Raw genomic sequence first — 23908 nt, 5'->3', positions numbered from 1 at the left:
GGCAGACACCATGCCCCAGAGAATCACCGATCCCGCGACCCGGCGGGGTACGGCCCTGCGCGCCGCCGCGGCCGCCGTGCTGGCCGCCGTCCTCGCCGTGACACCGGCCGTCGCGGGTACCGCCACCGGGACCGCCGCGGCGTTGCCCGCCCCGGTCGGCTTCGCGTCGGTCAACGCCCTCGGCCAGAACGGCACCACCGGCGGCGCGGGCGGGCGCACGGTCACCGTGACCGACGCCGACACGTTCCTGGAGTACATCGACAGCAAGGAGACGCTCGTCATCCGGGTCGCGGGCACCATCGCGATCACCAGCAAGCAGGGGGTCCGGCCGAACAAGACCATCATCGGGGTGGGCACCTCGGGCCACATCACCGGCGGCGGCCTGGACTTCTACCGGTCCTACAACGTGATCGTGCGCAACATCCGGTTCACCGAGGCCGAGGACGACGCGATCAACGTGGGCCAGCAGTCACACCACATCTGGATCGACCACAACACCTTCTCCGGCGCGGTCGACGGCTCGATCGACGTGGTGCGCGGCGCCGACTACGTCACCGTGTCGTGGAACCACTTCGACCACTCCGACAAGAGCATGCTGATCAGCCACTCCGACGGCGCCGCGGGCACCGACGTCGGCCACCTCAAGGTGACGATCCACCACAACTTCTTTGACAACAGCCGCCAGCGCCACCCGCGCATCCGCTTCGGCGAGCCGGTACACGTCCTCAACAACTACTTCCTGGGCAACGAGCTGTACGGGGTGGCCTCGACGGAGAACGCCGGGGTGGTCGTGGAGGGCAACTACTTCCAGGACGTGCCCCACCCGCTCTTCTCCGCGAGCGGCTACGCCGACAGCGGCCCGGGACGGGCGGTGCAGCGCAACAACGTCTACGTGAACTCGGGAACCCCCGAGACCTCGGGCACCGTCGTCGAGCCGCGCACCTTCTACGCGTACACGGTCGACGCCCCCTCCGGCATCCCGTCGGCGGTACGCGCCGGCGCCGGCATCGGCGCGCAGTGGGGAAATCCCTGACCTCACCCGTACGACATCCGGACGGACATCCGGACGGACATCCGGACGGACATCCGTAGGACAGACGGTCAGCGGGTGAGGGCGGCGACCAGGGCGTGCAGGTCGTCGACGACGTGGTCCGCCTCGGCGGCCTGGGGGCGCTCCGCGTGGAGGTGCCCCCAGGGACCCCGCCGGATCAGGGCGGTCCGCATGCCCGCCGCCCGTGCGGGCAGCACGTCGTTGTCCAGCCGGTCGCCCACGTAGAGGATCTCGCCGGGCTCGCGTCCCGACACCGCGACGACCTTGGCGAAGAACTCCGGGGCGGGCTTGGAGACGCCCCAGCCGTCGGAGGTGTGCACCGCGTCGACGGGCAGGTCCATCGCGACGAGCGCGTCGCGCGCCTGCGGCGGCTGGTTGCCCGCGATGATCAGCTCGTGGCCGAGGTCGCGCAGCGCCGCCAGGGCGGGCCGCACGTCCGGGTAGAGGTCCTCGGCGTCGAAATCGACCCGCAACCCGTCCGGGTCGTCGCGCTTCCACGCCTCCTGCTCGGCCTCGACGTCGAAGCCGGGCCGCAGGAGCCGGAAGGCGTCCTCGAACGACCTGTCGAGAGCCGCCATGCCGCCGAGCACGCCGAGCATGGTGAACCGGGTGACGCCCAGCCGGTCGGCCCAGCGCGACCAGATGCGCGTCTCGTCGATCAGCGTCTCGCCCACGTCGAACACCAACGCCCGGACCACGGTGCCTCCCTCTCCGTTCGAGTTCCCGATCGTAGCCCGGCCGCCCGAGGCGGCCCCGGGCGGGACCACCACATGCCGCGCGCTCTCGTACGGCCGCGTCCGAAGATCGCCCCCCGCGCGAGAAGCCATGAGCACCGGCCAACACCCCTCCAGCGGGCCGGCCCATAACCACAGGGCATGTGCTCCACGTCCGAGCACACTCTCATGCGACACTCAGAGTGCCTGTTCGGACACGAAGGGATACAAGGTCGATGGTGATGACAGCGTCTCAGCGATCCGCCCAGCGCACCGCGCCCCAGCCACCCGCCCGGCCCGCCGTCCCGGAGGACCGGCCACTCCCCCGGACTCCGAGAGAGATCTTCGAGTCCCTTCCCCCAACCCTGTGCCTTCGCGCCGAGATCATCGACGGGAATCTCATCGTGAGCCCATCCGGCATTCCGCAACACGGCCGAATCGCCATGCGCCTCGCCTTCGCCCTGCAGCCGATCCTGGAGAAGAGCGGCTGGGAGAGTTTCGCGGGAAACGTCGATGTCTGTATCGAGGGACCACGTGACACCCTCGTCCCCGACTACTGCCTGGTCCCCGTGAACGCGCCGCTCTGGGGCGAGCGCGAGATCCTCTCCTCGGGGCTCGTCCTGGTGGCGGAGATCGTCTCACCCGGGAGCATGGAGATGGACCGCGCCACGAAGCCCAGGATCTACGCGGGCTGCGGTGTCCCGATCATGCTGATCGTCGACCCGGTCGCCTCTCCTCCGGCGGTCACGGTCCTCAGCGACCCCGAGGAGGGCAGCTACCGGACCATGACCCACACCGAGATGGGCAAGCCGCTCCGGATCCCCTCCCCCGTCGACTTCGACCTCGACACCTCGATCTTCCTGTAGTCGCCGGAGCTCAGAGCTTCTCCATCGCCTTGCGGATGCGCTTGTCGGAGATCGAGTACGGGGTGCCGAGGGTCTGGGCGAAGTAGCTGACCCTGAGCTCCTCGATCATCCAGCGGATCTGGCGGACGTCGTCGTCGGAGCGGCGGGCCGGGGGGAGCTTCTCGACCAGCTCGTGATAGTCGTCCTCGATGTCGTGCACCTGGTTCATCCGCTCCCCGTCGCGGAACGCGTCGTCGTGGACCTTCTCCAGCCGTCGCTCGGCCCCCTTGAGATAGCGGAGCAGGTCGGGCAGGCGCCTGTAGCCGGTGTCGGTGACGAACCCCGGGTAGACGAGGTTGGCCACCTGGTCGCGGATGTCCTCGATCGCGGGGGTGGAGCGCGACTCCGGCAGCAGGTTCGAGACGGTGTGCCAGACCCTGAGGATGCTCTCGACCCGGGCGACGACCTCGGCGGTGGTGTCGAACAGCTCGGCCCGGACCTTGTCGTGGAGCGTGGCGAAGGCCGGCTCGTCCCAGACCGGACCGCCGTGCTCGATCATGAGATGGTCGGCGGCGCAGGCGATGCAGTCGTCGAACAGCGCGGTGGCACCGGCGTGCGGGCTGCGGCTCAACGCGAGCTTGGCCTGGTTGCCGAGGCGGCCGAGCACCCATTTGGCCGGTGAAGGCGTGTTGAGCAGCAGCAGCCTGCGGGTGCCCTCCCACATGGCCCGGCGCTGCTCGGCCTCGGTCTCGAACATCCGTACGGCCACGGTGGCGCCCTCGTCGGCGAGCGCCGGGTAGGCCTTCATCCTGCGCTGCTCGAACGTCTTGGGCAGCGCGCCCACGGTCCATCCCGTCAGGCCGGACTTCTCCAGGCCGTCGGCGGCCTTGGACAGGGTCTGGCGGAGCTTGGGGGCGAGCCTTCGTTTCAGCCCGGCCAGGTCCTTGCTCTCGGCCAGCTTCTGCTTGCGGCCGTCGATCACCCGAAAAGTGATCTTGAGGTGGTCGGGGACCAGGTCGGGCTGCCAGGCCTCGCGCGGCACCTGGACGCCGGTCAGGTTCAGCAGCTCGCGTTCCAGCACCGCGAGCAGCGGCTCCTGGGTGGGCTCGGCCCGCTCCAGCGCCTTCTTCGCGTAGTTGGGGGCGGGGACGAAGTTACGCCGGATGGGCTTGGGCAGGCTCCGGATGAGCGCGGTGAGCAGCTCCTCGCGCAGCCCGGGGATCTGCCAGTCGAAGCCCTCGACGTTGACCTGGTTGAGCAGCGCGAGCGGGATGTGCGCGGTGACGCCGTCGGCGTCGGTGCCGGGCTCGAACTGGTACGTGAGGGGGAAGCGCAGGCCGCCCTGGCGCCACACGTCGGGGTAGTCGCGCCGGCTGACGTCGCCCGCCGTCTCGCTGATCAGCATCGACTTCTCGAAGCTGAGCAGGTCGGGCTGGTCGGCCCTGGCCTTCTTCCACCAGGAGTCGAAGTGGCGCCCGGAGACGACGTCGGCGGGGACGCGCTGGTCGTAGAAGTCGAACAGCGTCTCGTCGTCGACGAGGATGTCGCGGCGCCGGGCCCGCTCCTCCAGCTCCTCGACCTCTTCGAGCAGCCTGCGGTTCTCGGCGAAGAAGGCGTGGTGGGTCTCCCAGTCGCCCTCGACCAGGGCGTGCCGGATGAACAGCTCCCGGCTCAGCTCGGGGTCGATGCGACCGTAGTTGACCTTGCGCTGGACCACGATCGGGACGCCGTACAGGGTGACCTTCTCGTAGGCCATCACCGAGCCCTGCTTCTTCTCCCAGTGCGGCTCGGAGTAGGTGCGCTTGATCAGGTGCTGGGCGAGCGGCTCGACCCACTCGGGTTCGATCTTGGCGTTGACCCGGGCCCAGAGCCGGGAGGTCTCCACCAGCTCGGCGGACATCACCCACAGCGGCTGCTTCTTGGCGAGCGCGGAGCCCGGGAAGATCGCGAACCGCGCGTTGCGCGCGCCGACGTACTCCGTCATGGGCCTGCGCGGCTCGTTCGGGGGGCGGCGGCCGCCGCCGGCGTCGGCGGTCTTCTTGTCGATGTCCTTGACGCCGACGTGCGACAGCAGGCCCGACAGCAGGGAGACGTGGATCTTCTGCTCGTCGCCGGGGGTGCCGTTGAGGGTGACGCCCAGGGTCTTCGACGTCTGGCGGAGCTGGCTGTAGACGTCCTGCCACTCGCGGACGCGCATGTAGTTGAGGAACTCGGCCTTGCACAGTCGCCGGAACGCGCTGGACGACAGCTCCTTCTGCTGCTCCTGCAGGTATTCCCACAGGTTCAGGTACGAGACGAAGTCGGACTCCTTGTCCGCGAAGCGGCGGTGCTTCTCGTCGGCGGCCTGCTGCTTGTCGGCCGGCCGCTCGCGCGGGTCCTGGATCGACAGGGCGGAGGCGATGACCATGACCTCGCGGACGCAGCCGTTGCGGTCGGCCTCCAGCACCATGCGGGCCAGGCGCGGGTCGACCGGGAGCCCCGCCAGCTTGCGGCCGAGCGGGGTCATCTGCCTGGCCTGGTCGAAGGCGCCCAGCTCCAGCAGCAGGTCGTAGCCGTCCCTGACCTGGCGCTGGTCGGGCGGCTCGACGAACGGGAAGGCCCCGATGTCGCCCAGGCCGATCGAGGTCATCTGCAGGATGACCGAGGCGAGGTTGGTGCGCAGGATCTCCGGGTCGGTGAACTCCGGCCGGGTGACGAAGTCGTCCTCCTCGTACAGCCGGATGCAGACGCCCTCGGAGACACGGCCGCAGCGGCCCTTGCGCTGGTTGGCCGAGGCCTGGGAGATCGCCTCGATGGGCAGGCGCTGGACCTTGGTGCGGTGGCTGTAGCGGGAGATCCTGGCGAAGCCGGGGTCGACCACGTACTTGATGCCCGGCACGGTCAGCGAGGTCTCGGCCACGTTGGTGGCGAGCACGACCCGGCGGCCGGTGTGCCGCTGGAAGACCCGGTGCTGCTCGGCGGCGGACAGCCTGGCGTACAGCGGCAGGATCTCGGCGTCCTTGCGCTTCGACAGCGCCTCGGCGGTGTCGCGGATCTCCCGCTCGCCGCTGAGGAAGACCAGGATGTCGCCGGGCCCCTCCGCGCACAGCTCGTCGACGGCGTTGCCGATCGCCTGGATCTGGTCGTCGTCCTCGGCGACCGGCCGGTAGCGCACCTCAACGGGGTAGGTCCGGCCGGAGACCTCCACGATCGGCGCGTCGCCGAAGTGCTTGGAGAAGCGCTCGGGGTCGATGGTCGCCGAGGTGATGATCACCTTCAGGTCGGGGCGGCGCGGGAGCAGCTGCTTGAGGTAGCCCAGGATGAAGTCGATGTTGAGGCTGCGCTCGTGCGCCTCGTCGACGATCAGCGTGTCGTACTGGTCGAGGTCGCGGTCGTTCTGCAGCTCGGCCAGCAGGATGCCGTCCGTCATGACCTTGACGAGGGTGCCGTCGCTCACCTGGTCGGTGAAGCGCACCTTGTAGCCGACGGCGTCGCCGAGCGGGGTGTCGAGCTCCTCGGCGACGCGCTCGGCGACGGTGCGGGCGGCGATGCGGCGGGGCTGGGTGTGCCCGATCAGGCCCTTGACGCCCCGGCCCAGCTCAAGGCAGATCTTCGGCAGCTGGGTGGTCTTGCCGGAACCGGTCTCCCCGGCGACGATCACGACCTGGTTGTCGCGGATCGCCTCCAGGATGTCGTCCCTGCGCTGGCTGACCGGCAGCGCCTCCGGATAGGTGATCGCGGGGACACCGGAGCGGCGCTGGGCGACCCGCCGCTCGGCCCGCTCGATGTCGGAGGTGATCTCCGCGGCGATCTTCTGCTGCGCGGCACGGTTTCTGACCCTGCGGGCCCCGTCGAGCCTGCGGCGGAGCCGCCGCTGGTCACGCAGCGTGAGCTCGGGCAGGCGCGCGTGCAGGTCGGAGAGAGGCGATGTCAAAGGAGGCGTTCCCATACTGAGACCCAGGATACTTTCGGCCCACGTGTGCGGGCCCACCCGCCACCGCGAAGGCGCGTGTGAGGCTCCACACCTGAATGCCCCCGCGTGAAGGGCCTTGCGTGCGGGCCCCCGCGTGCGGGCCCAACCGCCCATGCTGCCCGAGCCGCCGCTCCGCCGCATCCCAATATCCATCTGGTACGGGCAGCCCGCCCCGGCTCCCTCCCGGTTTCCCGCCGAAGGGTGCCCGGGCAGGAGAACGGCCCCGCCTCCCCGGGGCCGGGGTGACGGGGCCGTCGCGTTCGGGCCTCACCCGGGCCCCGCGGGAGCGGGACCCGGGATCAGCGGGTTACGGGAGCGCCGGGTAGGCGTTCTGGAGCAGCTGGCGGAACTGGGCGGAGAACCACTGGCCGGAGATCGGCGCGTCGGCCAGGGCGCCGCTCATGCTGTTGCCGTTGCGGTCGTTGCCCGGGTAGGTCGGGTCGCACATCCGGTCGAAGCCCTTGCCCTCGTTGTTCGGGATCTCCTTGCTGGAGCCGTCGGACTCACCCGGGGGCTTGATCCAGACGTAGGCGTCCAGACCGGCGGCGGGGCTGGCCTGCGGGCGCTCGCCCAGTCCGGCACCGCTCTGGTTGCACCAGTTGCCGGCGTGGAACCTGCGGTCGACGCGCGACTGGTCGACGAAGGTGTTCACGTTCGTCGAGGTGCTGGGAGCCGACGGGCGGGCCGAGCCTCCCCAGCCGTTGCGGGAGGTGTCGATCAGCATGCCGATGTTGGACCTGAAGCCCTTCTGGATCAGCGTGTTCCTGAAGGCCTGGGCGAAGGAGAGCTCGTCGACGTAGAAGTTCCAGTCCAGCCAGTCGGACTGGCGGACGCTTTGGCCGTTGACGGTGGTGTTGATGGTGAAGTGCGGCTCACGCAGCGCCGAGTAGTTGGCGGTGTTGGTGATGAAGCCGTCCACGCTGTCGAAGCCCGCGGTGGTGCCGGCGACGGTGCTCGCGAACAGGTCTGCGGCCGGGCCGAAGTTGCTGTCCCAGCCGAGCCAGCCGTGGTGCCCGGCGTCGACGTAGGTGTAGACGTTCGTGATCGCGTGCAGCTTGTTCAGGGCGTAGCGGACGCCGTCGACGTAGGCGCCGCTGTCCTTGGCCTCCTGGCACTTCGCCAGGTTGAGGTTGGTGACCAGGTTCGGCAGCGAGTCGATCTCGACGATCGTCGAGATCCGCAGGCCCGCGTACTTCGACTCGCCCATGATCGCGGCGATCGGGTCGATGTACTCGGTCTTGTAGCGGTTCAGGCCGTTCTGAGCGATGAGCAGCTCACCGTTGGAGGCGAGCGCCGAGCAGTCGCGGTTGGGCAGGTTGTAGATGACGATCTGGATCGTCAGCGGCCTGCTGCCGTTGGCCGCGTCCTGCACCAGGGCCTCGTCCAGGTGCTCGCGCAGCCCCATGGCCGAGGAGGAGCCCTCGATGGCGGCGATGCGGTCCAGCCACACGCCGGTGGAGATGTCGGCGATCGCGTCGCCACCGGGCTCGGCGGCGGCCTTGGCCGACCAGTCGGGGTTCACGTAGCCGTCGGCGCCGGAGTAGGGGTTGTCGACGTGCACCGGCGTCGGGTTGGTGCCGTCGTCGTCGGCCTCGGTCACGGCGACGGAGGCGCCGGTGTGACCGGAGGCGGCGGCCGCGACGGTGGCGGTGCCGTTGGCCTCGTCGGAGTCCTGGGCGGCCGAGACCGTCACGTTCTGCGCCGTGTTCCAGTTGGCGGTGGTGAAGGCCAGCGTGGAGGGCGAGATGGTGAGGTCCGCGTCACCCGTCTTGGTCAGGTTGACCGTGACGTTGCCGCTCGGCGCCTGGCTGAGCCTGAAGCCGACGGTCCTGGAGGCGCCCTCGGGAACGCTGAGGGAGGTCGCGGAGGCGACGATCGACGGCGTCTGGTTGCCGCCGCCCACGGTGAAGGGGACCGCGGCGGTCTGGGTGGACAGCGCCGGGGAGGCGTTGTCGTAGGCCTTGGCGCTGGCGGTGTGGGAGCCGGACGCCAGGCCCGTGGCGGAGTAGGAGTACGGGGAGCTGGTGTCGGTGTTGACCAGCGCGCCGTCGACGTAGAACTCCACCTTGCTGACGGAGCCGTCGTCGCTCGCGGTCGCCGCGAGCGGCACCGCGGCACCGGACTGGTAGGTGGAGCCGGAGGCGGGGCTGGTCAGGCTGACCGTGGGGGGCTGGTTGACGGGGTTCTGCCCGCCGCAGGTCACGCCGTTGATCGTGAAGGCGGCCGGCTTGGGGTTGCTCCCGGTCGACGCCCCGTTGAAGCCGATGCTGGTGGAGGCGCCGGTGGCGAGGGAGCCGTTCCAGGCGAGGTTCCTCGCGGTGACCTGGGTGCCCGACTGGGCCCAGGTCGCCGACCAGCCCTGCTGGAGGGTCTGCCCGGCGGTGAAGGCGAATCCCAGGGTCCAGTTGGTGAGCGGGTCACCGAGGTTCTTGATCGTGACGCTGGCGGTGAATCCGCCCTGCCAGTCGTTGGTGGTGTAGGCGACGTCGCAGGCGACTGCGGCGTGCGCCGTGGCGGCTTGCCCGGTGGCGAGACCGGCGGCGGCCACAAGTGTGGCCGCCAGGGTCGCCACCCGGTTGCGCCAGGCATGGCGGCGCGGATTGACTGTCATTCGTGATCATCTCCAGGAGGATGGTGGGAGCGCTCCCATAGTCCGGATGTTTCACGGATGTGTACAGCTTGTTGCACGTCGGAGGCCCCCGAATGGGCCGCTCTCCGCCCCTGACCTCACCGAACGACTTTCGAGCGCGATGAAAGTTTCAGATCCCTCTCCGGAGCCCTTCATGAACGGTGCGCGCCGGCCGTCGCCGGCCCCCGCGCCTCGCTCCCCCGCCGCTCGCGCCCGCACCGCCCATCCCACGCCCTACGCCCCATGTCCGGCGTACGCCGGCCTTCCCGGGCCGCCTGCGCGAAGCGCGCACCCGGGCAGGACCGGGCCCCTACTCGGTGGCCGCCATCGCGGCGCCCACGATGCCCGCCTCGTTCTGAAGACCCGCGGGGACGATCGGGGTGCGCAACTTGATCTGGGGCAGGAACTTGTCGGCCTTCTTGCTGACGCCTCCGCCGATGATGAACAGCGACGGGGAGAACAGCGCCTCGACGTGTTCCAGATACTCCTGCACCTTCTCGGCCCACTCGTCCCAGTCGAGGTCGTGCTCCTCGCGCGCGTGGTCGGAGGCGCGCTTCTCGGCCTCCTTGCCCCTGATCTCCAGGTGGCCGAGCTCGGTGTTGGGCACCAGGCGGCCGTCGATGAGCAGGGCGCTGCCGATCCCGGTGCCGAAGGTCAGCAGCATCACCACACCCGTCCTGCCCTTGGCGGCACCCGCCGCCACCTCGGCCAGGCCGGCCGCGTCGGCGTCGTTGAGCACGGTCACCGCCAGCCCCGTCGCCTCGGAGAACAGCTTCCGCGCGTCGGTGCCGATCCAGTCCTTGTCCACGTTGGCGGCCGATCTGGCGACCCCGTCGAGCACGATCCCGGGAAAGGTGACCCCCACCGGCCCCTGCCACGCGAAGTGCTCGACGATCGCCGCCACCACCTCGGCCACCGCCTCGGGCTTGGAGGGGTCCGGTGTGGGGATGCGCAGCCGCTCCCGCGTCAGCCGCCCCTTCGCGACGTCCACCGGCGCGCCCTTGATCCCGGACCCGCCGATGTCGATTCCCAGCGCTTCCATGTGCTTACCTCCTGTTGACTCCCCCTTCCCCCCGATAGGCGGCTGATACTCGTTTGCAGCGAGCGGTCAACCCGGTTGAAAGCGGTCCATCACACACTGTGGGCACAGCAGCCGGAAAGGAAACACTCCCATGACGATCAGCCGCCTCCTCGCGGGATCCGCCCTCGCCACCGCCCTCCTCGCCATCGTCCCCGCGACCGCCCAGGCGGCGACCGCCCCCGCGACCACTCCCGCAGCCGCCCAGGCCGCCCCCGGCGCGACGGCCGCGCAGGGCGCCGGCCCGTGGGGTACCTACTACGCCCCCGGCAGGAGGGCCAAGACGCACGGCTCACTGACGGTCTCCGGTGAGGACCACGCGGTCATTCCCGCCGCCGAGCGAGGCAGGATCTCCGGCAAGGTCTACGACCTGACCCGGGGCCCCTCCTGCGGCTGGGCGGTCTTCCGCCTCACCTACCGCACCGCCGACGGCAAGAACCTGCCGTTCAAGCACCGCAGCATCGTCGACTGCTCGTACCGCACCCCGAAGTCGTTCGCCTTCACCCAGCGCGACCTCTACCAGGTCGAGCTCAAGGTCTGCTCCGAGGCCAAGGCCTCCAAGCCCTCGCTGAACTGCCTGTACGCGGGCACCTGGAAGGTCCTCTACACCTCGAAGTGAGCAGGGGGGCGGGAGGCCCCCGCCCGCCCGGCCCGGCCGCCGGGCCGCCTCCCCGACAGGAGCGTCAGCTCGTCGGGGCGGCGATCCGGCGCCTGCCACGATGCCGAGGGCTGTGACGGGCACGACCGCCCCGGCGCCTGCGGCGCACCACGATGCCGAGGGCCGTGACGGGCACGACCACCCCTGCCACCAGTCCCACCAGGGACAGGTACTCCCCGTCGGGCTCGACGGAGAGGCCCGTGCTCTTCGCCGAGAAGGTGAGGGGGGCGGTGACCACCCGCTTCACCCTTCCGCTCATCAGGGTCAGCTTGCCCTTCCAGGGACCGTCGGGCATGCGCCGGTCCATGGTCACGGTCACCGGGGCGACGGCCCCGGGAAGCAGCGTGACCCCCAGGTCGGCGGAGAAAGGCCCGGCCTGCAGGCCGCCGGGGCCTTCCTTCAGCGACAAGATCCCGCTCATGTCCAGGGTCCGCTTCCCGGTGTTGCGGACCAGCGCCTCCAGTCGCACGCTGCCGTCCGGAGTGCGGATGGGCGTCAGTTTCTCGATCCGGAAGTCCGACGGCGGTTCGCCGCCCGGCCCGACGTCGAGGTAGACGCGGATCCCGACCCGGTTGACGACGCGCACGGGGTGGGAGGCGTCGGGCTCGGCGGAGACCTCCGCCCAGACGACGCCGAACCGCTCACCGCGCGAGGCGACGAGCGGCACCCTGATCGTCACCTCGGCGACCGCCGTACGGCCCGGCGGCAGATCGATCGAGTCACGATCGAGCGACATCCAGCTCACCAGCTCGTTCTGGGGACGGCCCGCCGGTGCGTGGAAACTGTTCCGCACGATGGTGGCCGCGGCCGGGTACAGGCTGATGTGCTGGAGCTTCCTGGACGTGTTGGAGATCTCCATCTTCCGCCGGATGGTGGTGCCCGGATTGAGATGGTCGACGATGTAGGAGAGCGCGCGGGGGTCGCCGCGATGGCTGACCGGCGCCTCGAGCAGGCGGATGCCGATCGTGCCCCGGGGGTCGGCGCCGGCCGACGCGCCGACCCCGCCGGCCCCGCCGACACACAGCATGGCCAGCAGCGTCAGCGCGAACGATCCGGCGATCCGGTTATGCCACCTGATGTGTCACCGTCCCGGTGTAGTCGCCCACCTGAGCCGTGATGGGGATGTTGACGATCAGGGTGGGGTTCCAGGTCGCCGTGCTACCGCCGGTGCCGCCCGTGTGGGCCATGGCCGGGATGGCGGTCAGCGTCGTACCCGTCAGCGGGACGGCCTCGGCCACCGTGGGCTGTCCGGGGATGAAGACGCCACCGCCGGTGGTGGCGGTCGTCGGCCCGGACCAGTACTCGATGGCGGTGAAGGGAATGGTCAGCGCGCCGTCGGTGAAGTCCGTCGCGTACACCGTCGCGGTCCAGACCGAGTCGGCTCCGCCTCGGGTGTCGGAGACCGACACGGGACCGATCTGCCCGGTGAGCGTGCCACCGGGAGGAGCGGAACCGAGGTCGATCGGGCCGGCCGGCGCGACGATGTCCAGGCTTCCCGCTTCCACGGAGAAGGTGACGATGGTGTCGGCGGTGGGAGCGGCCACCGCCGGTGCCGCCAGGATGACCACCAAGGCGCCTACGCCCGCTGAGGTGAGCGCGGCAAATCTCTTACGCAAGATCTCTTCCTTCCAAATGATGAGGCATGTCTTCGGAGGGCGGCAAGCAATGGATCTTCCACACTTGTCGCGATAACCCTAAGAGATCAATGACTACTCAGAGTGACGAAAACGGCAAACGAAAGGCTCCGAGATGTTCCGTTGAGAGCCAAAGCGGCGGATGGCGCCAACGGTGGCTTACGGTGTGACATCGCCATGTCCGTGAGGGATCCGAGCCCGTCGCGCACACCACATCGGCGCGACACGGACTCGCGGGACGACCACACTTTCAGGAAGCCGAGAACACCTCGGCTTCTTATTCACGACATATGTTTGTAACTATCGAATGCAAACCCGGAAGACAGTGACGTCACGTTGCCGGTCCGCCCGCGGACAGGGCTTCGGACGGGCACCGGGAACGGCCCCCGCGGCGCGGCGGACGCCGCCTCGGGCCTCGGGGCACCGGGCGGGGACGAGGTGTGCTCCTTCAGGCCCCGGACCCGGGACGGCCTCCCCCGGGAGCTCTCAGCGCTTGACCGGACCCGTCGAGGCCCTGACCACCAGCTCGGGCTCGAAGAGCAGCTCGTCGGCCGGGACCAGGGCCTTGTCGATCTGGGCGGCGAGCAGGTCGACGACCGCGCGGCCCATCGCGTCGATCGGCTGGCGCAGCGTCGTCAGCGGCGGGTCGGTGCAGTTCATCAGCGCGGAGTCGTCGTAGCCGATCACCGAGACGTCGTCGGGCACGGAGAGCCCCGCCCTGCGGGCCGCCCTGATCGCGCCCAGGGCCATCACGTCGCTGGCGCAGATGACACCGGTCACACCCCTGCGGATCAGCCGAGCGGCCGCCGCGTGCCCCCCTTCCAGGGAGAACATGGTGTGCTCCACGAACTCGGGGTCGAGGTCGGCCGCGTCCAGCTTGCGCCGCGAGGGCACGTGGTCGGGGGGGCCGAGCACCATGCCGATCCGCTCGTGGCCCAGCGACCGCAGGTGGCCGAGCGCCATCTCGGCCGCGGCCACGTCGTCGCAGGAGACCTGGGGAAAGGCGAGGTGCGCGACCGCGGCGTTCACCAGCACGGTCGGCAGGCGCCGCTCGCGCAGCAGCTCGTAGTGCTCGTGGGAGGCGTCCGCCTGGGCGAACAGGCCTCCGGCGAAGACCACGCCGGACACCTGCTGCTGGAGCAGCAGGTCGACGTACTCCGCCTCGGAGACGCCGCCCAGGGTCCGGGTGCACAACACGGACGTGAACCCCTGCTGGGCCAGCGCACCCCCGACGACCTCGGCGAAAGCGGGGAAGATGGGGTTCTGCAGCTCGGGGAGGACGAGCCCGACCAGCCGCGCCCTGTCACCCCGCAGCTGGGTCGGCCGCTCGTAGCCGAGCACGTCGAGCGCCGTCAGGACGGCCTCACGGGTCGCCTCGGACACTCCGGGCTTCCCGTTGAGCACGCGACTGACCGTCGCCTCGCTCATCCCGACCTTCTTGGCCACTTCTGCAAGCCGTCGTGTCATGATGAAACTATAAGGCAAGAGAAGCAATTACTTGCGGCGACTTGCGAAAGTTACGTCAACAGTCAGGCCGGGCGGGCCGTCCCGGTCAGCTTTCGGTGATCCTGCCGCCGTCGACGTGGACCCGCCGGGTGGTGTGCACCGCGTCCAGCATCCGGCGGTCGTGGGTGACCAGCAGAAGCGTACCGGGGTAGGAGGCGAGCGCGGACTCCAGTTGCTCGATCGCGGCCAGGTCCAGATGGTTGGTCGGCTCGTCGAGCACGAGGAGGTTCACCCCGCGCGCCTGCAGCAGCGCCAGCGCGGCCCGGGTCCGCTCCCCCGGCGACAGGGTGGCGGCCGGTCGCGGCACGTGCGCGGCGCGGAGCCCGAACTTGGCGAGCAGCGTGCGGACCTCGCCGGGAGCCATGTCGGGCACCGCCGCCCCGAAGGCCTCCACCAGGGGCTCGTCCCCGAGAAACAGCCCCCGCGCCTGGTCCACCTCGCCGACGACCACCCCGGGGCCCAGCGAGGCGTTGCCCTCGTCCAGCGGCAGCCGGCCCAGGAGCGCGGCGAGCAGGGTGGACTTGCCCGAGCCGTTGGCGCCGGTGACCGCCACCCGCTCGGCCCAGCCGACCTCCAGGTTCACCGGGCCGAGGGTGAACGCGCCGCGCCGGACCACGGCCTCGCGCAGCGTCGCGACGACGGCCCCCGACCTCGGGGCCACCGCGATCTCCATGCGCAGCTCCCACTCCTTGCGGGGCTCCTCGACCTCTTCCATCCGCTCGATCAGCCGCTCGGTCTGGCGGGCCTTCGCGGCCTGCTTCTCGGTCGTCTCGGTACGGAGGTTGCGGCCGATCTTGTCGTTGTCGGTCGCCTTGCGCCGCGCGTTCTTGACGCCCTTCTCCATCCAGGCGCGCTGCATCCCCGCGCGCTGCTTGAGGGCGGCGACGGTGCCGGCGTACTCCTCGTACTCGTCGCGGGCGTGCCTGCGGGCGACCTCGCGCTCGGTGAGATAGGCCTCGTAGCCGCCGCCGTGCACCCTGACCAGCTGCTGGGCGAGGTCGAGCTCGACGACCCGGTTCACGGTCCTGGCCAGGAACTCGCGGTCGTGGCTGACCAGGACGGTCGCGGCGCGCAGGCCGGTGACGAAGCGTTCGAGCCGCTCCAGCCCCTCCAGGTCGAGGTCGTTGGTGGGCTCGTCGAGCAGGAAGACGTCGTAGCGGCTGAGCAGCAGGGAGGCCATCCCCGCCCGCGCGGCCTGGCCGCCGGAGAGCGCCGTCATCGGCCGGTCGAGCTCCACGGCGAGGCCGAGCTCGGCGACGACCTCGGCGGCCCGGTCCTCCAGGTCGGCGCCGCCCAGGGCGAGCCAGCGCTCCAGGCCGGTGGCGTAGTCGTCGTCGGCTCCCGGGGTCCCGTCCACCAGCCCCTGGGTCGCGGCGTCCAGCGCGCGCTGCGCGGCGGCCACCCCGGTACGGCGGGCCAGGAAGTCCGCGATCGTCTCACCCGCGCGGCGCTCGCGCTCCTGGGGGAGGTAGCCGACCGACGCCGAAGGCGGGCTGAGCCGCACGGAGCCGTGCTCGGCGGGCAGGAGCCCGGCGAGGATCCGCATCAGGGTGGACTTGCCCGCGCCGTTCACGCCGACCAGGCCGACGACGTCGCCGGGGGCGACCACCAGGTCGAGCCCGGTGAAAAGCGCTCGGTCGCCGTGTCCGGCGGCCAGGTCCTTGGCGACGATGGTGGCACTCATACGCAAACGCTATCCGCCCGCCGACACCGCGGCGCCATGCCCGATATGTCTGTTATGTCGCATTAAGAGCCCCAAGGCACCTCGCGCGGACGCCGCCATACACCCCACCCGTGTCCGGAGTGCCCTATTCCCGACAAAACGGACATATCACACTTTTCAGAGAAAATTTTTTGTTTCGCGACAACTGGCGGCTGACCTGCCCGTTCTCACCGGGAAACGTTACCTTACGGAGATCTAAACCAGCTTTTTTCGGCACTTCAGGCAACATCAGTCGCTTCTGTGCCGTCTTATGGGACGGAGACGGTCAACTGACCGCCTCCGAGGACGGGGAGAAAAGGAAAGCGTCTTGATGAAACGAATCGCCGTCGGTCTGCTGTCCGCGGCAGTGAGCGGCTCGATGCTCCTGTCGGCGGGAACGGCCTCCGCAGAGCGAGTCGCTCTCAGCGTGCGCATCGACAACGTCAGCCCGAACCCGATCGTCGTGAAGGGCGACGACGACACCAGGGTCAGCATCGAGGTTCGTACCACCGAGGCCACCCGCGTCGAGCTTCGCCTCAGGCCGGTCTCCGACCAGGCCCGCACCCAGGCGGCGGAGGAGCCCAGGCTCCTGCACAAGGGTGACCTGTGGCGCTTCACGACCAGCTTCGACGAGAACGACTTCGAGGGCCGCTGGGTCGCGATCGCCGACGCGTACGACAAGGACGGCAAGAAGGTGACCGACGAGGTCAACTTCTCCGTGGTGCACGAGAAGGCGGAGAAGGCCGAGACCCGCATCTACCGGTTCTCCGCCAACCCCGAGAAGGTCCGCAAGGGCCGCTCGGTCTACTTCACCGGCCGTCTCCAGGTGGACGACGACCGCTGGAAGGGCGTGCGGGGCGAGGAGGTGGAGATCTACTTCCGCAAGCGCGGCTCCAACACGTGGAAGTTCGTGACCTCCCCCGACACCGGCTGGAAGGGCACGTTCCGCGCCAAGGCCCGCGCGTACAGCAGCGGTGAGTACCGCGCGATCTTCGACGGCAACGACGAGCTCTCCGAGAGCCGCAGCCGGTCCGACTGGGTGCGCGTCTACACCCGCCGCTGGTAGTCCCGCCTGACGGTCGCGCCGCGACCGGACGGTAACGACGCGGAAGCCCGGGGCGACCCGGGCTTCCGTCGTTTCCGGCGTTCCCCGGCGAGGTCTCCCGGTTGATCCCCCGGCTTTCGGGCAGCGGAGGGGTACGACGACCGGAGGGAAGCCGCGCCGATGACGACCGGTGATTTCTACGACTACTCCGAGCTGCTGGAGGAGCACGAGAAGGAGATCGTGCTCCGGGTACGGGAGTTCATGGCGCGGGAGGTCGCGCCCATCGCGAACGAGGCGTGGACCAACGCGCGTTTTCCCCACCAGCTGGTTCCCGAGTTCGCCAAGCTCGACATCGCGGGCCTGGCCTACCGGGGGGCGCGGAGCCTGCTGACCGGGTTCGTGGTTCTGGAGATGAACCGGGTGGACCCGTCGATGGGCACGTTCTTCGGCGTCCACGACGGCCTGGCGATGGGCAGCGTCGACCGGCTGGGCTCGGAGGAGCAGCGGGAGCGGTGGCTGCCGTCGATGGCGGCGATGGAGAAGATCGGGGCGTTCGCGCTGACGGAGCCCGAGGGGGGCTCCGACGTCGCGGCGGGGCTGCGCACGACGGCCCGGCGCGAGGGCGACGTGTGGGTGCTCAACGGGGCCAAGCGCTGGATCGGCAACGCGACCTTCGCCGACCTGATCGTGGTGTGGGCCAAGGACGAGGCCGACGGCCAGGTCAAGGGCTTCGTGGTGGAGAAGGGCACGCCCGGCTTCGCCGCCACGAAGATCGAGAACAAGATAGCCCTGCGGACGGTGCAGAACGCCGACATCACGCTCACCAACTGCCTGGTGCCGGAGATCAACCGGCTGCAGAGGGCCAACGGCTTCCGCGACACCGGCACCATCCTGCGGCAGACCCGGGGAGGCGTGGCCTGGCAGGCGGTGGGCTGCATGACGGGCGCCTACGAGCTCGCGCTGGAGTACGCCAAGACCCGCGAGCAGTTCGGGCGGCCGATCGCGGGCTTCCAGCTCGTGCAGGACCTGCTCGTACGGATGCTGGGCAACGTCACCTGCTCGCTGGGCATGGTGGTGCGGCTGGCACAGCTCCAGGACGCGGGCGTCTACAAGGACGAGCACTCGGCCATGGCCAAGGCCTTCTGCACGGCGCGGATGCGCGAGGCCGTGGGATGGGCCAGGGAGATCCTGGGCGGCAACGGCATCGACCTCGACTACGACGTCGGCCGGTTCGTGGCCGACTCCGAGGCGATCTACTCCTACGAGGGGACGCGCGAGATCAACACCCTGATCGTGGGGCGGGCCATCACCGGCACGAGCGCCTTCGTCTGAGCTTTCTCGTCAGGGCGACGACGGCACCGGTCAGTGGTCGCGGCGGGTGACGAGCCGGGCGAGTGTGGCCAGCTCGGCGGCGGGCCGGGACAGCGCGCCCGCCGCCGCCAGGTGGCGCAGGGCCCGCGCGAGCAGTTCGTCGGCCTCCACCTGGGTCCAGGCCCGCCCGCCCGCGGCCTCGACGAGCTCGGCCGCGCGGACCAGCTCGGTGTCGGAGAGCGGCCGCTCCCGGTGGTAGAGCCCGGCCAGCTCCCGTCCGGCCGGGGTGCCCGAGGTCAGGGCGGCGACGACCGGGATGGACTTCTTGCGGCTGCGCAGATCCGAGTGGACCGGCTTGCCGGTCGCCTCCGGGTCTCCCCAGACGCCCAGCAGGTCGTCGACGAGCTGGAAGGCCAGCCCCAGGTCCCTGCCGAAGGCGACGAAGTGCTCGACCTGCTCGGGGCGCCCGCCGCCGAACAGGGCGCCGAGCCCGCAGGCGCACCCCAGCAGGGCCCCGGTCTTGCCGGCCGCCATGCTCATGCACTCGGCCGGCCCGACGTCCTGGCGCTCCTCGAAGGCGACGTCCGCGCTCTGGCCGTCCAGCAACTCCTGGACCGCGGTGCTGAAGATCCGGGTCGCCTCGGCGGTGACCGGGTGCCCCCCGGTCGCGAGCACGTCGAAGGCGAGCGTCAGCAGCGCGTCACCGGCCAGGATGGCCGGGCTGACACCGAAGACGGCCCAGGCCGTGGGGCGGTGGCGGCGGGTCCGGTCACCGTCCATCACGTCGTCGTGCAGCAGGGAGAAGTCGTGCACCAGCTCGACGGCGGCGGCCGGCCGGAGCGCCGAGGCGGCGGTGCCGCCGACCGCCTCGGCCGACAGCAGGGCCAGCGCGGGACGGATCGCCTTGCCCCCGCCGGTCGTGGACGGCCGGCCCCGCTCGTCCCACCAGCCGAAGTGGTATCCGGCGATGCGCCTCATCGACGCGGGAAGCGTGTCGGCCGCCGGGCGCAGGGTCGCCTCGACCATGTCCCGGCTCCAGGCCAGCACCTCACCCGCGGACCGCCCGTCCGTCGACGTCTCTATGGTCGTCATGCTCGCTCTCCTCGCTCGGCGGCCGGCCCGCGGCCCCCGCGTCCTCAGTGGCCGATCTCGACGTCTTCCAGGATTCCGAGCGCGTCCGGCACCAGGACCGCGGCGGAGTAGTAGGCGCTGACCAGGTAGGAGATGATCGCCTTCTCGCTGATGCCCATGAAGCGGACCGACAGGCTGGGCTGGTACTCGTCGGGGATGCCGGTCTGGTGCAGGCCGATGACCCCCTGGTTGTCCTCGCCGACGCGCAGGGCCAGGATCGAGGTGGTGCGGGTTTCGGTGATGGGGATCTTGCTGCAGGAGAAGATGGGGACGCCCCGCCAGGCGGGCACCCCGCTGCCGCCGACGTCGACGCCCTGCGGGTAGAGCCCGCGCGCGTTGCACTCGCGGCCGAAGGCGGCGATGGCGTGCGGGTGGGCCAGGAAGAAGCTCGTGCTCCTGCGGCGGCTGAGCAGCTCGTCGAGGTCGTCGGGGGTGGGCGGGCCGGTGCGGGTGTGGATGCGCTGCTTGAGGTCGGCGTTGTGCAGCAGCCCGAACTCGCGGTTGTTGATCAGCTCGTGCTCCTGCCGCTCGCGCAGCACCTCGATCGTGAGCCGGAGCTGCTGCTCGATCTGGTCCATCGGGTCGTTGTAGAGGTCGGCCACCCGGCTGTGCACCCGCAGGACCGTCTGCGCGACGCTCAGCTGGTATTCGCGCGGGGCGAGCTCGTAGTCGACGAACGTGCCCGGCAGGTCGGCCTCTCCCGCGTGCCCGGCGGCCACCTCGACGGCGGCCTCGCCGTACTTGTTGCTCGGCCCCTGGGCGGCCGTCTCCCGCTGCCGCAGGTGGGCCTGGAGCGTCTCCGCCTGCTCGGCCAGCTCCAGGAAGGCCTGCCGGGGCAGGATCATCGCCGTGCCGCTGGTGACCGCCCTGGCGGTGAACGGCCACTCGCGCTCGTCGCCGACCAGCGCGTCGTCGCCGAAGTGGTCGCCCGAGGCCAGCACGGTCAGCACGATCTCGTCGCCGTACGGCCCGGTGCCGACCTTGTTGACCTTGCCGTGCGCGATGACCACGACCTCGTCCGCGGGCCGCCCCGCCTCCACGAGCACGTCACCGGCCTGGAAGTCCCGCTGGGCGAACCGGCCCGCCAGCGCGTCGAGGACGTCGGAGTCGTCGAACCCGCGCAGCAGGGGCAGCTCGCACAGCTCGGCCGGGATGACCGCCACCTGCGAGCCGGAGTTGGTGAAGCTCACCCGCCCGTCGCCGATCGTGTAGGTCAGCCGCCGGTTGACCCGGTAGGTGCCGCCCGAGACCTGCGTCCAGGGGAGCATCCGCAGCAGCCACCGTGAGGTGATCTCCTGCATCTGGGGAGTCGACTTGGTCGTCGTCGCCAGGTTACGCGCGGCTTCCGTACTCAGACTCAGCTGCGAGCGGCCAGCCTCGAACTCCGTCACAACACACCACCGATCCGTACTCGTACCTACAGGGGAGAGAAGACATGAATCAACCAGGGGGGAACGTCAATCACCCGCGAAAGGAACGGCAGAATCGTTGACCCCCCGATGCGCGGAGCCGGATGCGGCCCGCCATCGTGGACGCCCTAATCTTGGGTTGCCCTTAAATATCTTGTCAAGCATTGAATAGGATCCGGCCGATAATAAACAAAGCCGCCTCCACCAAATGCCCGAAAAAGATTGAATGTCTTATTCATTTGGCAACCGGCTCACGTAAAAGGCATTATGAGCTGGGAATATCTCTCATTTCAGACATCATGCCGCACATCCCCGGCAACCGACGGAACGCCGTGGAGACCCCCTCTCCGCACGGCACGGAAAGTTCCACGGACCGCTCCGGGAGCAGCACGCGAGAACACGTCGAGACGACAGCCAAAAGGGAAACACCGCCTCAGGCGGCATTCCCCATAAAAGATGAAAATCAGGAAGAACCGGTCAGCGCGGTCGTTCCGGTGCGCGGCCCAGGAGTTCGGCGAACAGGTTCTCCCAGAGCGGCATGATCATTTCGGGCGTGTAGTCACGCGCGGTGACGGCCGCGGCGGCCCCCATCCGCTCCCGCAGCCCCCGGTCCTCGATGAGCCGGATCATCGCCGCCGCCAGCGCGCCGACGTCCCGGGGCGGGACGAGCAGCCCGTCGATCCCGGGGGTGAGCACGTCGGCCGGGCCGGTCGGGCAGTCGAAGGCGACGACCGGCAGCGCCTGGGTCATCGCCTCGATCATCACCATCGGCAATCCCTCGAACCGCGAGCTGAGCACGTAGAAGGAGGCCTTGGCCAGCTCCTCGTCCAGGTGGTCGGTCCGCCCCATCAGGGTGACGTTGTCGCGCAGCCCGTGTTCCTTGAGGAGCTCGCGCAGCGCGTCCTTCTTCGGGCCGGTGCCGTAGATGCGCAGCCGCCAGTCGGGATGGTGGTCGACGACCTGCCGGAACGCGGGGATCAGCAGGTCGAAGCCCTTCTGCCCGACGAGCCGCCCGGCCGCGACCACGAGCCTGTCCTCCTGCCAGGCGAGCGGCCGCCGCACGGGGCCGACCGCGTTGGGGACGCGCACGACGGGGGTGCCGGGCAGGAGCGCCTGGTACTCCCGCCTGTCGGTCCCGGTGAGCACGGCCACCGCGTCCAGGGCTCCGTAGTGGCGGGCGATCGCCCTCCGGACCGCCTCTGGGTGGGTGGCCAGGTTCATGTGCTCCTGGGCGACCCTGACGACGCTCGTGGGAGCGCGCCGGGCGGAGATGAGGTTCAGCGCGGGGCGGGTGGTGACCAGGACGCCGTCCTGGAGCGCGGAGACGTAGTCGATGACGGCCCGCTCCACGCGCTCGGTGAAGTAGGAGGCCGCGAACTCCCCCGCGGGCACGATCTTGCCGCGGATCCGCCGCCAGGCCCTGCGCCCCACCGAGTCCGAGGGCCTGCCGTCCCGCTGGTCCGACAGCGCCAGCAGGCGGACGCGCGCGTCGATCGGGAACTGGGGCCTCTCCCTGCGGCGCACCGCGCTGACGATCTCGACCTCGTGCCCGGCGGCGGCCATCGCGTTCGCCTGGTTGATCACCGTGCGGATCGTCCCGCCCATGCCGTACGCGTGCAGGAGCATGTAGCGGATCTTCATGGGCCCGCAGGCCCCGGGGATCGCGGGCGTCATGTGGACTCCGCGGCGCCCGGCAGGTAGCCCCAGCTCTGGCACATCGGCCTGAGCGACTCCGGGATCTCCTTCTCCCCCGGCAGGTCGCGCGCGGGCTGCACGCTCCCCGAGCGGATCTTGTCCTTCCAGTCGCCGAGCCCCTTCTCCAGCACGGCCTGCTCGCCGTACGCCAGCATCTCCGGCTCCCAGGGGACGCCGAGGAAGTCGCAGAGGCGGCGCGCCTCGGCCCCGGGGTCGGCGGTCAGGTCCTCGTAGCGCACGGTGCACCCGCTGAGCGCCCCCCGGGCCCGCTGCACGGCCTTCATGTAGCGCAGGGCGTCGAGCGCCGCCTCCTCGGGCGTCCTCTTGCCGGCGCCGGCCTCGTACCACGAGCTCGCGACGGACGCCGGGTGGCGCAGCAGGAAGACGAACCGGGCGTCGGGCCAGCACGCGGCGATGCGCCGGTACGCGAAGGCGTTGGCCGGCGTCTTGTCCACGACGAACGTCTTGCCGCTCTTGACCAGCTCACGGTGGAGCACGCGATCCCACAGCAGGTGTTCCAGGTCGGCCCGCTCGTGCCCGAGGGCTCCCATCGCCTTCTCGGCCAGCGAGGTGCCGAACTCCACCCGGAGCCTGCGCACGTGCAGCTCGTGCGGGGCGTGCAGCATGGAGTGGGCGTTGAGCAGCGCCCTCAGGAGCGTGGAGCCGGACCTGACCGGCGAGAGGATGAAGATCGGGGCGACCAGCAGCCGGTCGACCTTCGGGTCCGCGGGCGGCCTGAACGACTCCTCCGCGGCCGCGGGTGCCCTCGTGATCACGGCTGGACCAACTTTCCCTACTCGGTTAAGCTGGAATCCGGTTAGCCTGACAAGGGCGTCGTTTGCCTTGCGCTGCCAGTCCATGCCCAGGGAGGGTAGCCACCTTTCCTGGCATTTAACTGTGTGTTCACTTAGGAACACCTCTCCGTCCACGGGCGCACCCGCGCCGTCGCGGCTCTCGGGCAAGGGCGGGACGAGCCGGTGATTCACCCTCCCCGCGCGGGGTAGTGACACGTTCTCACAGCTCAGACGGCATGCGCGCCGACAGCGACCACGCCCCGGCACGCCGCCCCCGGCTCACCGCGCCCCGCGAGGAGAAGATCGAGTGACCCACGACGTACGACCGGATCCGGCCTCCTCCCGGATCTCACCGGACACCTCGGCCCACGACGTCGACGACGCCACCGCCGAGGCCCTGGGAAAGCTCTCCGAGGCCCTGGAGACGACCGAGAGGGCCCGCGGGCACCTCTACTCCTTCCACCAGCTGACCGGGCACGCCGACCTGCAGCTCGACGAGGCCGTGAGGCTGCTGCGCGCCGCGGGCCACCCCGAGACGGCCGACCTGGTGACCCGCGAGCTGATCGGCCTCGACGTCATCCCCGGCCGGTGGACCTTCCAGGTCGTGGAGGAGTACGAGGACGGCTACCACAGCGTCTTCACCGGCATGGAGAAGCGGATCAGGGACGAGCTGGCCGGCGGGCGCCGCCACATCCACGAGGCCCGGATGAAGGAACGGCGCCAGGGCTGACCCGCCCTCCCCGCGCCGGGCGCGC

18 protein-coding genes are annotated in these 23908 nt (G+C 70.2%); 6 read left to right on the top strand and 12 right to left on the bottom strand.

All coding sequences use genetic code 11. The features are described from left to right. Positions 1–10: 10 nt before the first annotated feature. The gene (locus AC5L38_RS36140; RefSeq protein ID WP_495247302.1) at positions 11–1033 is read left to right on the top strand and encodes a pectate lyase family protein; all 1023 of its coding nucleotides are present in this window, start codon (positions 11–13) and stop codon (positions 1031–1033) included. A 68-nt stretch (positions 1034–1101) separates the two neighbouring features. Here the strand turns inward: AC5L38_RS36140 and AC5L38_RS36135 are convergent, their stop codons facing one another. Beyond that, complete coding sequence (locus AC5L38_RS36135) at positions 1102–1749, bottom strand: HAD family hydrolase (RefSeq protein ID WP_495247301.1); 648 nt, start codon at positions 1747–1749, stop codon at positions 1102–1104. Positions 1750–2000: 251 nt separating this feature from the next. On the opposite strand from AC5L38_RS36135, the gene AC5L38_RS36130 reads away from it, so the two are divergent. Further along, entirely contained in the window at positions 2001–2630 is a 630-nt protein-coding gene (locus AC5L38_RS36130; RefSeq protein WP_495247300.1) for a Uma2 family endonuclease, read from the top strand. A 10-nt stretch (positions 2631–2640) separates the two neighbouring features. Here the strand turns inward: AC5L38_RS36130 and hrpA are convergent, their stop codons facing one another. The 3 genes from hrpA to ppgK form a co-directional block, all read right to left on the bottom strand. Beyond that, positions 2641–6537 (bottom strand): ATP-dependent RNA helicase HrpA, encoded by a 3897-nt coding sequence (gene hrpA, locus AC5L38_RS36125; protein WP_495247299.1) that lies wholly within the window; start codon positions 6535–6537, stop codon positions 2641–2643. A 331-nt stretch (positions 6538–6868) separates the two neighbouring features. Beyond that, the gene (locus tag AC5L38_RS36120; RefSeq protein WP_495247298.1) at positions 6869–9172 is read right to left on the bottom strand and encodes a glycoside hydrolase family 6 protein; all 2304 of its coding nucleotides are present in this window, start codon (positions 9170–9172) and stop codon (positions 6869–6871) included. Between the two features lie 328 nt (positions 9173–9500). Further along, on the bottom strand, positions 9501–10232 hold the full coding sequence (gene ppgK, locus AC5L38_RS36115) for a polyphosphate--glucose phosphotransferase (RefSeq protein ID WP_495247297.1): 732 nt from the start codon (positions 10230–10232) through the stop codon (positions 9501–9503). 130 nt (positions 10233–10362) lie between these two features. On the opposite strand from ppgK, the gene AC5L38_RS36110 reads away from it, so the two are divergent. Beyond that, the gene (locus AC5L38_RS36110) at positions 10363–10887 is read left to right on the top strand and encodes a hypothetical protein (RefSeq protein ID WP_495247296.1); all 525 of its coding nucleotides are present in this window, start codon (positions 10363–10365) and stop codon (positions 10885–10887) included. Positions 10888–10951: 64 nt separating this feature from the next. Here AC5L38_RS36110 and AC5L38_RS36105 read toward each other — a convergent pair whose 3' ends face one another. The 4 genes from AC5L38_RS36105 to AC5L38_RS36090 all read right to left on the bottom strand — a co-directional run bounded on the left by AC5L38_RS36105 (position 10952) and on the right by AC5L38_RS36090 (position 15750). Further along, positions 10952–11953, bottom strand: coding sequence for a hypothetical protein (locus tag AC5L38_RS36105; RefSeq protein ID WP_495247295.1), 1002 nt, complete (start codon positions 11951–11953; stop codon positions 10952–10954). Positions 11954–11990: 37 nt separating this feature from the next. Then, on the bottom strand, positions 11991–12542 hold the full coding sequence (locus tag AC5L38_RS36100) for a hypothetical protein (protein ID WP_495247294.1): 552 nt from the start codon (positions 12540–12542) through the stop codon (positions 11991–11993). Between the two features lie 504 nt (positions 12543–13046). After that, positions 13047–14027 carry a LacI family DNA-binding transcriptional regulator gene (locus AC5L38_RS36095; RefSeq protein ID WP_329084127.1) on the bottom strand — a complete coding sequence of 327 codons (981 nt, stop codon included), beginning with the start codon at positions 14025–14027 and terminating at the stop codon, positions 13047–13049. 85 nt (positions 14028–14112) lie between these two features. After that, positions 14113–15750 carry an ABC-F family ATP-binding cassette domain-containing protein gene (locus tag AC5L38_RS36090; RefSeq protein ID WP_495247293.1) on the bottom strand — a complete coding sequence of 546 codons (1638 nt, stop codon included), beginning with the start codon at positions 15748–15750 and terminating at the stop codon, positions 14113–14115. 349 nt (positions 15751–16099) lie between these two features. Between AC5L38_RS36090 and AC5L38_RS36085 the strand changes: the two genes are divergently transcribed. Then, positions 16100–16834: a hypothetical protein gene (locus tag AC5L38_RS36085; protein WP_495247292.1), complete on the top strand. Its 735-nt coding sequence runs from the start codon at positions 16100–16102 to the stop codon at positions 16832–16834. Positions 16835–16993: 159 nt separating this feature from the next. Beyond that, positions 16994–18145, top strand: coding sequence for an acyl-CoA dehydrogenase family protein (locus tag AC5L38_RS36080; RefSeq protein ID WP_495247291.1), 1152 nt, complete (start codon positions 16994–16996; stop codon positions 18143–18145). A gap of 30 nt (positions 18146–18175) precedes the next feature. On the opposite strand, the gene AC5L38_RS36075 is transcribed toward AC5L38_RS36080, so the two are convergent. The 4 genes from AC5L38_RS36075 to AC5L38_RS36060 all read right to left on the bottom strand — a co-directional run bounded on the left by AC5L38_RS36075 (position 18176) and on the right by AC5L38_RS36060 (position 23135). After that, positions 18176–19216, bottom strand: coding sequence for a family 2 encapsulin nanocompartment cargo protein polyprenyl transferase (locus AC5L38_RS36075; RefSeq protein WP_495247290.1), 1041 nt, complete (start codon positions 19214–19216; stop codon positions 18176–18178). A 44-nt stretch (positions 19217–19260) separates the two neighbouring features. Further along, entirely contained in the window at positions 19261–20556 is a 1296-nt protein-coding gene (locus AC5L38_RS36070; protein ID WP_495247289.1) for a family 2B encapsulin nanocompartment shell protein, read from the bottom strand. A gap of 585 nt (positions 20557–21141) precedes the next feature. Then, positions 21142–22338, bottom strand: a complete 1197-nt coding sequence (locus AC5L38_RS36065; RefSeq protein WP_495247288.1) for a glycosyltransferase family 4 protein — start codon at positions 22336–22338, stop codon at positions 21142–21144. Then, complete coding sequence (locus AC5L38_RS36060) at positions 22335–23135, bottom strand: sulfotransferase family protein (RefSeq protein WP_495247287.1); 801 nt, start codon at positions 23133–23135, stop codon at positions 22335–22337. The genes AC5L38_RS36065 and AC5L38_RS36060 overlap by 4 nt, the downstream gene beginning before the upstream one ends. Before the next feature lie 325 nt (positions 23136–23460). Here AC5L38_RS36060 and AC5L38_RS36055 point away from each other — a divergent pair, with 325 nt between their 5' ends. Then, positions 23461–23883, top strand: coding sequence for a hypothetical protein (locus tag AC5L38_RS36055; RefSeq protein ID WP_495247286.1), 423 nt, complete (start codon positions 23461–23463; stop codon positions 23881–23883). Positions 23884–23908: the final 25 nt, after the last annotated feature.

It is taken from the genome of Streptosporangium nanhuense, from assembly GCF_059358815.1.
Note: the sequence above shows the minus strand (reverse complement) of the source record. Positions and strands in the feature narration are given on the sequence as shown.

Coding starts and splice junctions, on each gene's coding strand:
- AC5L38_RS36140 (WP_495247302.1), top strand. CDS start 11: ATGCCCCAGAGAATCACCGATCCCGCGACCCGGCGGGGTACGGCCCTG.
- AC5L38_RS36130 (WP_495247300.1), top strand. CDS start 2,001: ATGGTGATGACAGCGTCTCAGCGATCCGCCCAGCGCACCGCGCCCCAG.
- hrpA (WP_495247299.1), bottom strand. CDS start 6,537: ATGGGAACGCCTCCTTTGACATCGCCTCTCTCCGACCTGCACGCGCGC.
- AC5L38_RS36120 (WP_495247298.1), bottom strand. CDS start 9,172: ATGACAGTCAATCCGCGCCGCCATGCCTGGCGCAACCGGGTGGCGACC.
- ppgK (WP_495247297.1), bottom strand. CDS start 10,232: ATGGAAGCGCTGGGAATCGACATCGGCGGGTCCGGGATCAAGGGCGCG.
- AC5L38_RS36110 (WP_495247296.1), top strand. CDS start 10,363: ATGACGATCAGCCGCCTCCTCGCGGGATCCGCCCTCGCCACCGCCCTC.
- AC5L38_RS36105 (WP_495247295.1), bottom strand. CDS start 11,953: ATGCTGTGTGTCGGCGGGGCCGGCGGGGTCGGCGCGTCGGCCGGCGCC.
- AC5L38_RS36095 (WP_329084127.1), bottom strand. CDS start 14,027: ATGACACGACGGCTTGCAGAAGTGGCCAAGAAGGTCGGGATGAGCGAG.
- AC5L38_RS36090 (WP_495247293.1), bottom strand. CDS start 15,750: ATGAGTGCCACCATCGTCGCCAAGGACCTGGCCGCCGGACACGGCGAC.
- AC5L38_RS36085 (WP_495247292.1), top strand. CDS start 16,100: ATGAAACGAATCGCCGTCGGTCTGCTGTCCGCGGCAGTGAGCGGCTCG.
- AC5L38_RS36080 (WP_495247291.1), top strand. CDS start 16,994: ATGACGACCGGTGATTTCTACGACTACTCCGAGCTGCTGGAGGAGCAC.
- AC5L38_RS36075 (WP_495247290.1), bottom strand. CDS start 19,216: ATGACGACCATAGAGACGTCGACGGACGGGCGGTCCGCGGGTGAGGTG.
- AC5L38_RS36070 (WP_495247289.1), bottom strand. CDS start 20,556: ATGCAGGAGATCACCTCACGGTGGCTGCTGCGGATGCTCCCCTGGACG.
- AC5L38_RS36065 (WP_495247288.1), bottom strand. CDS start 22,338: ATGACGCCCGCGATCCCCGGGGCCTGCGGGCCCATGAAGATCCGCTAC.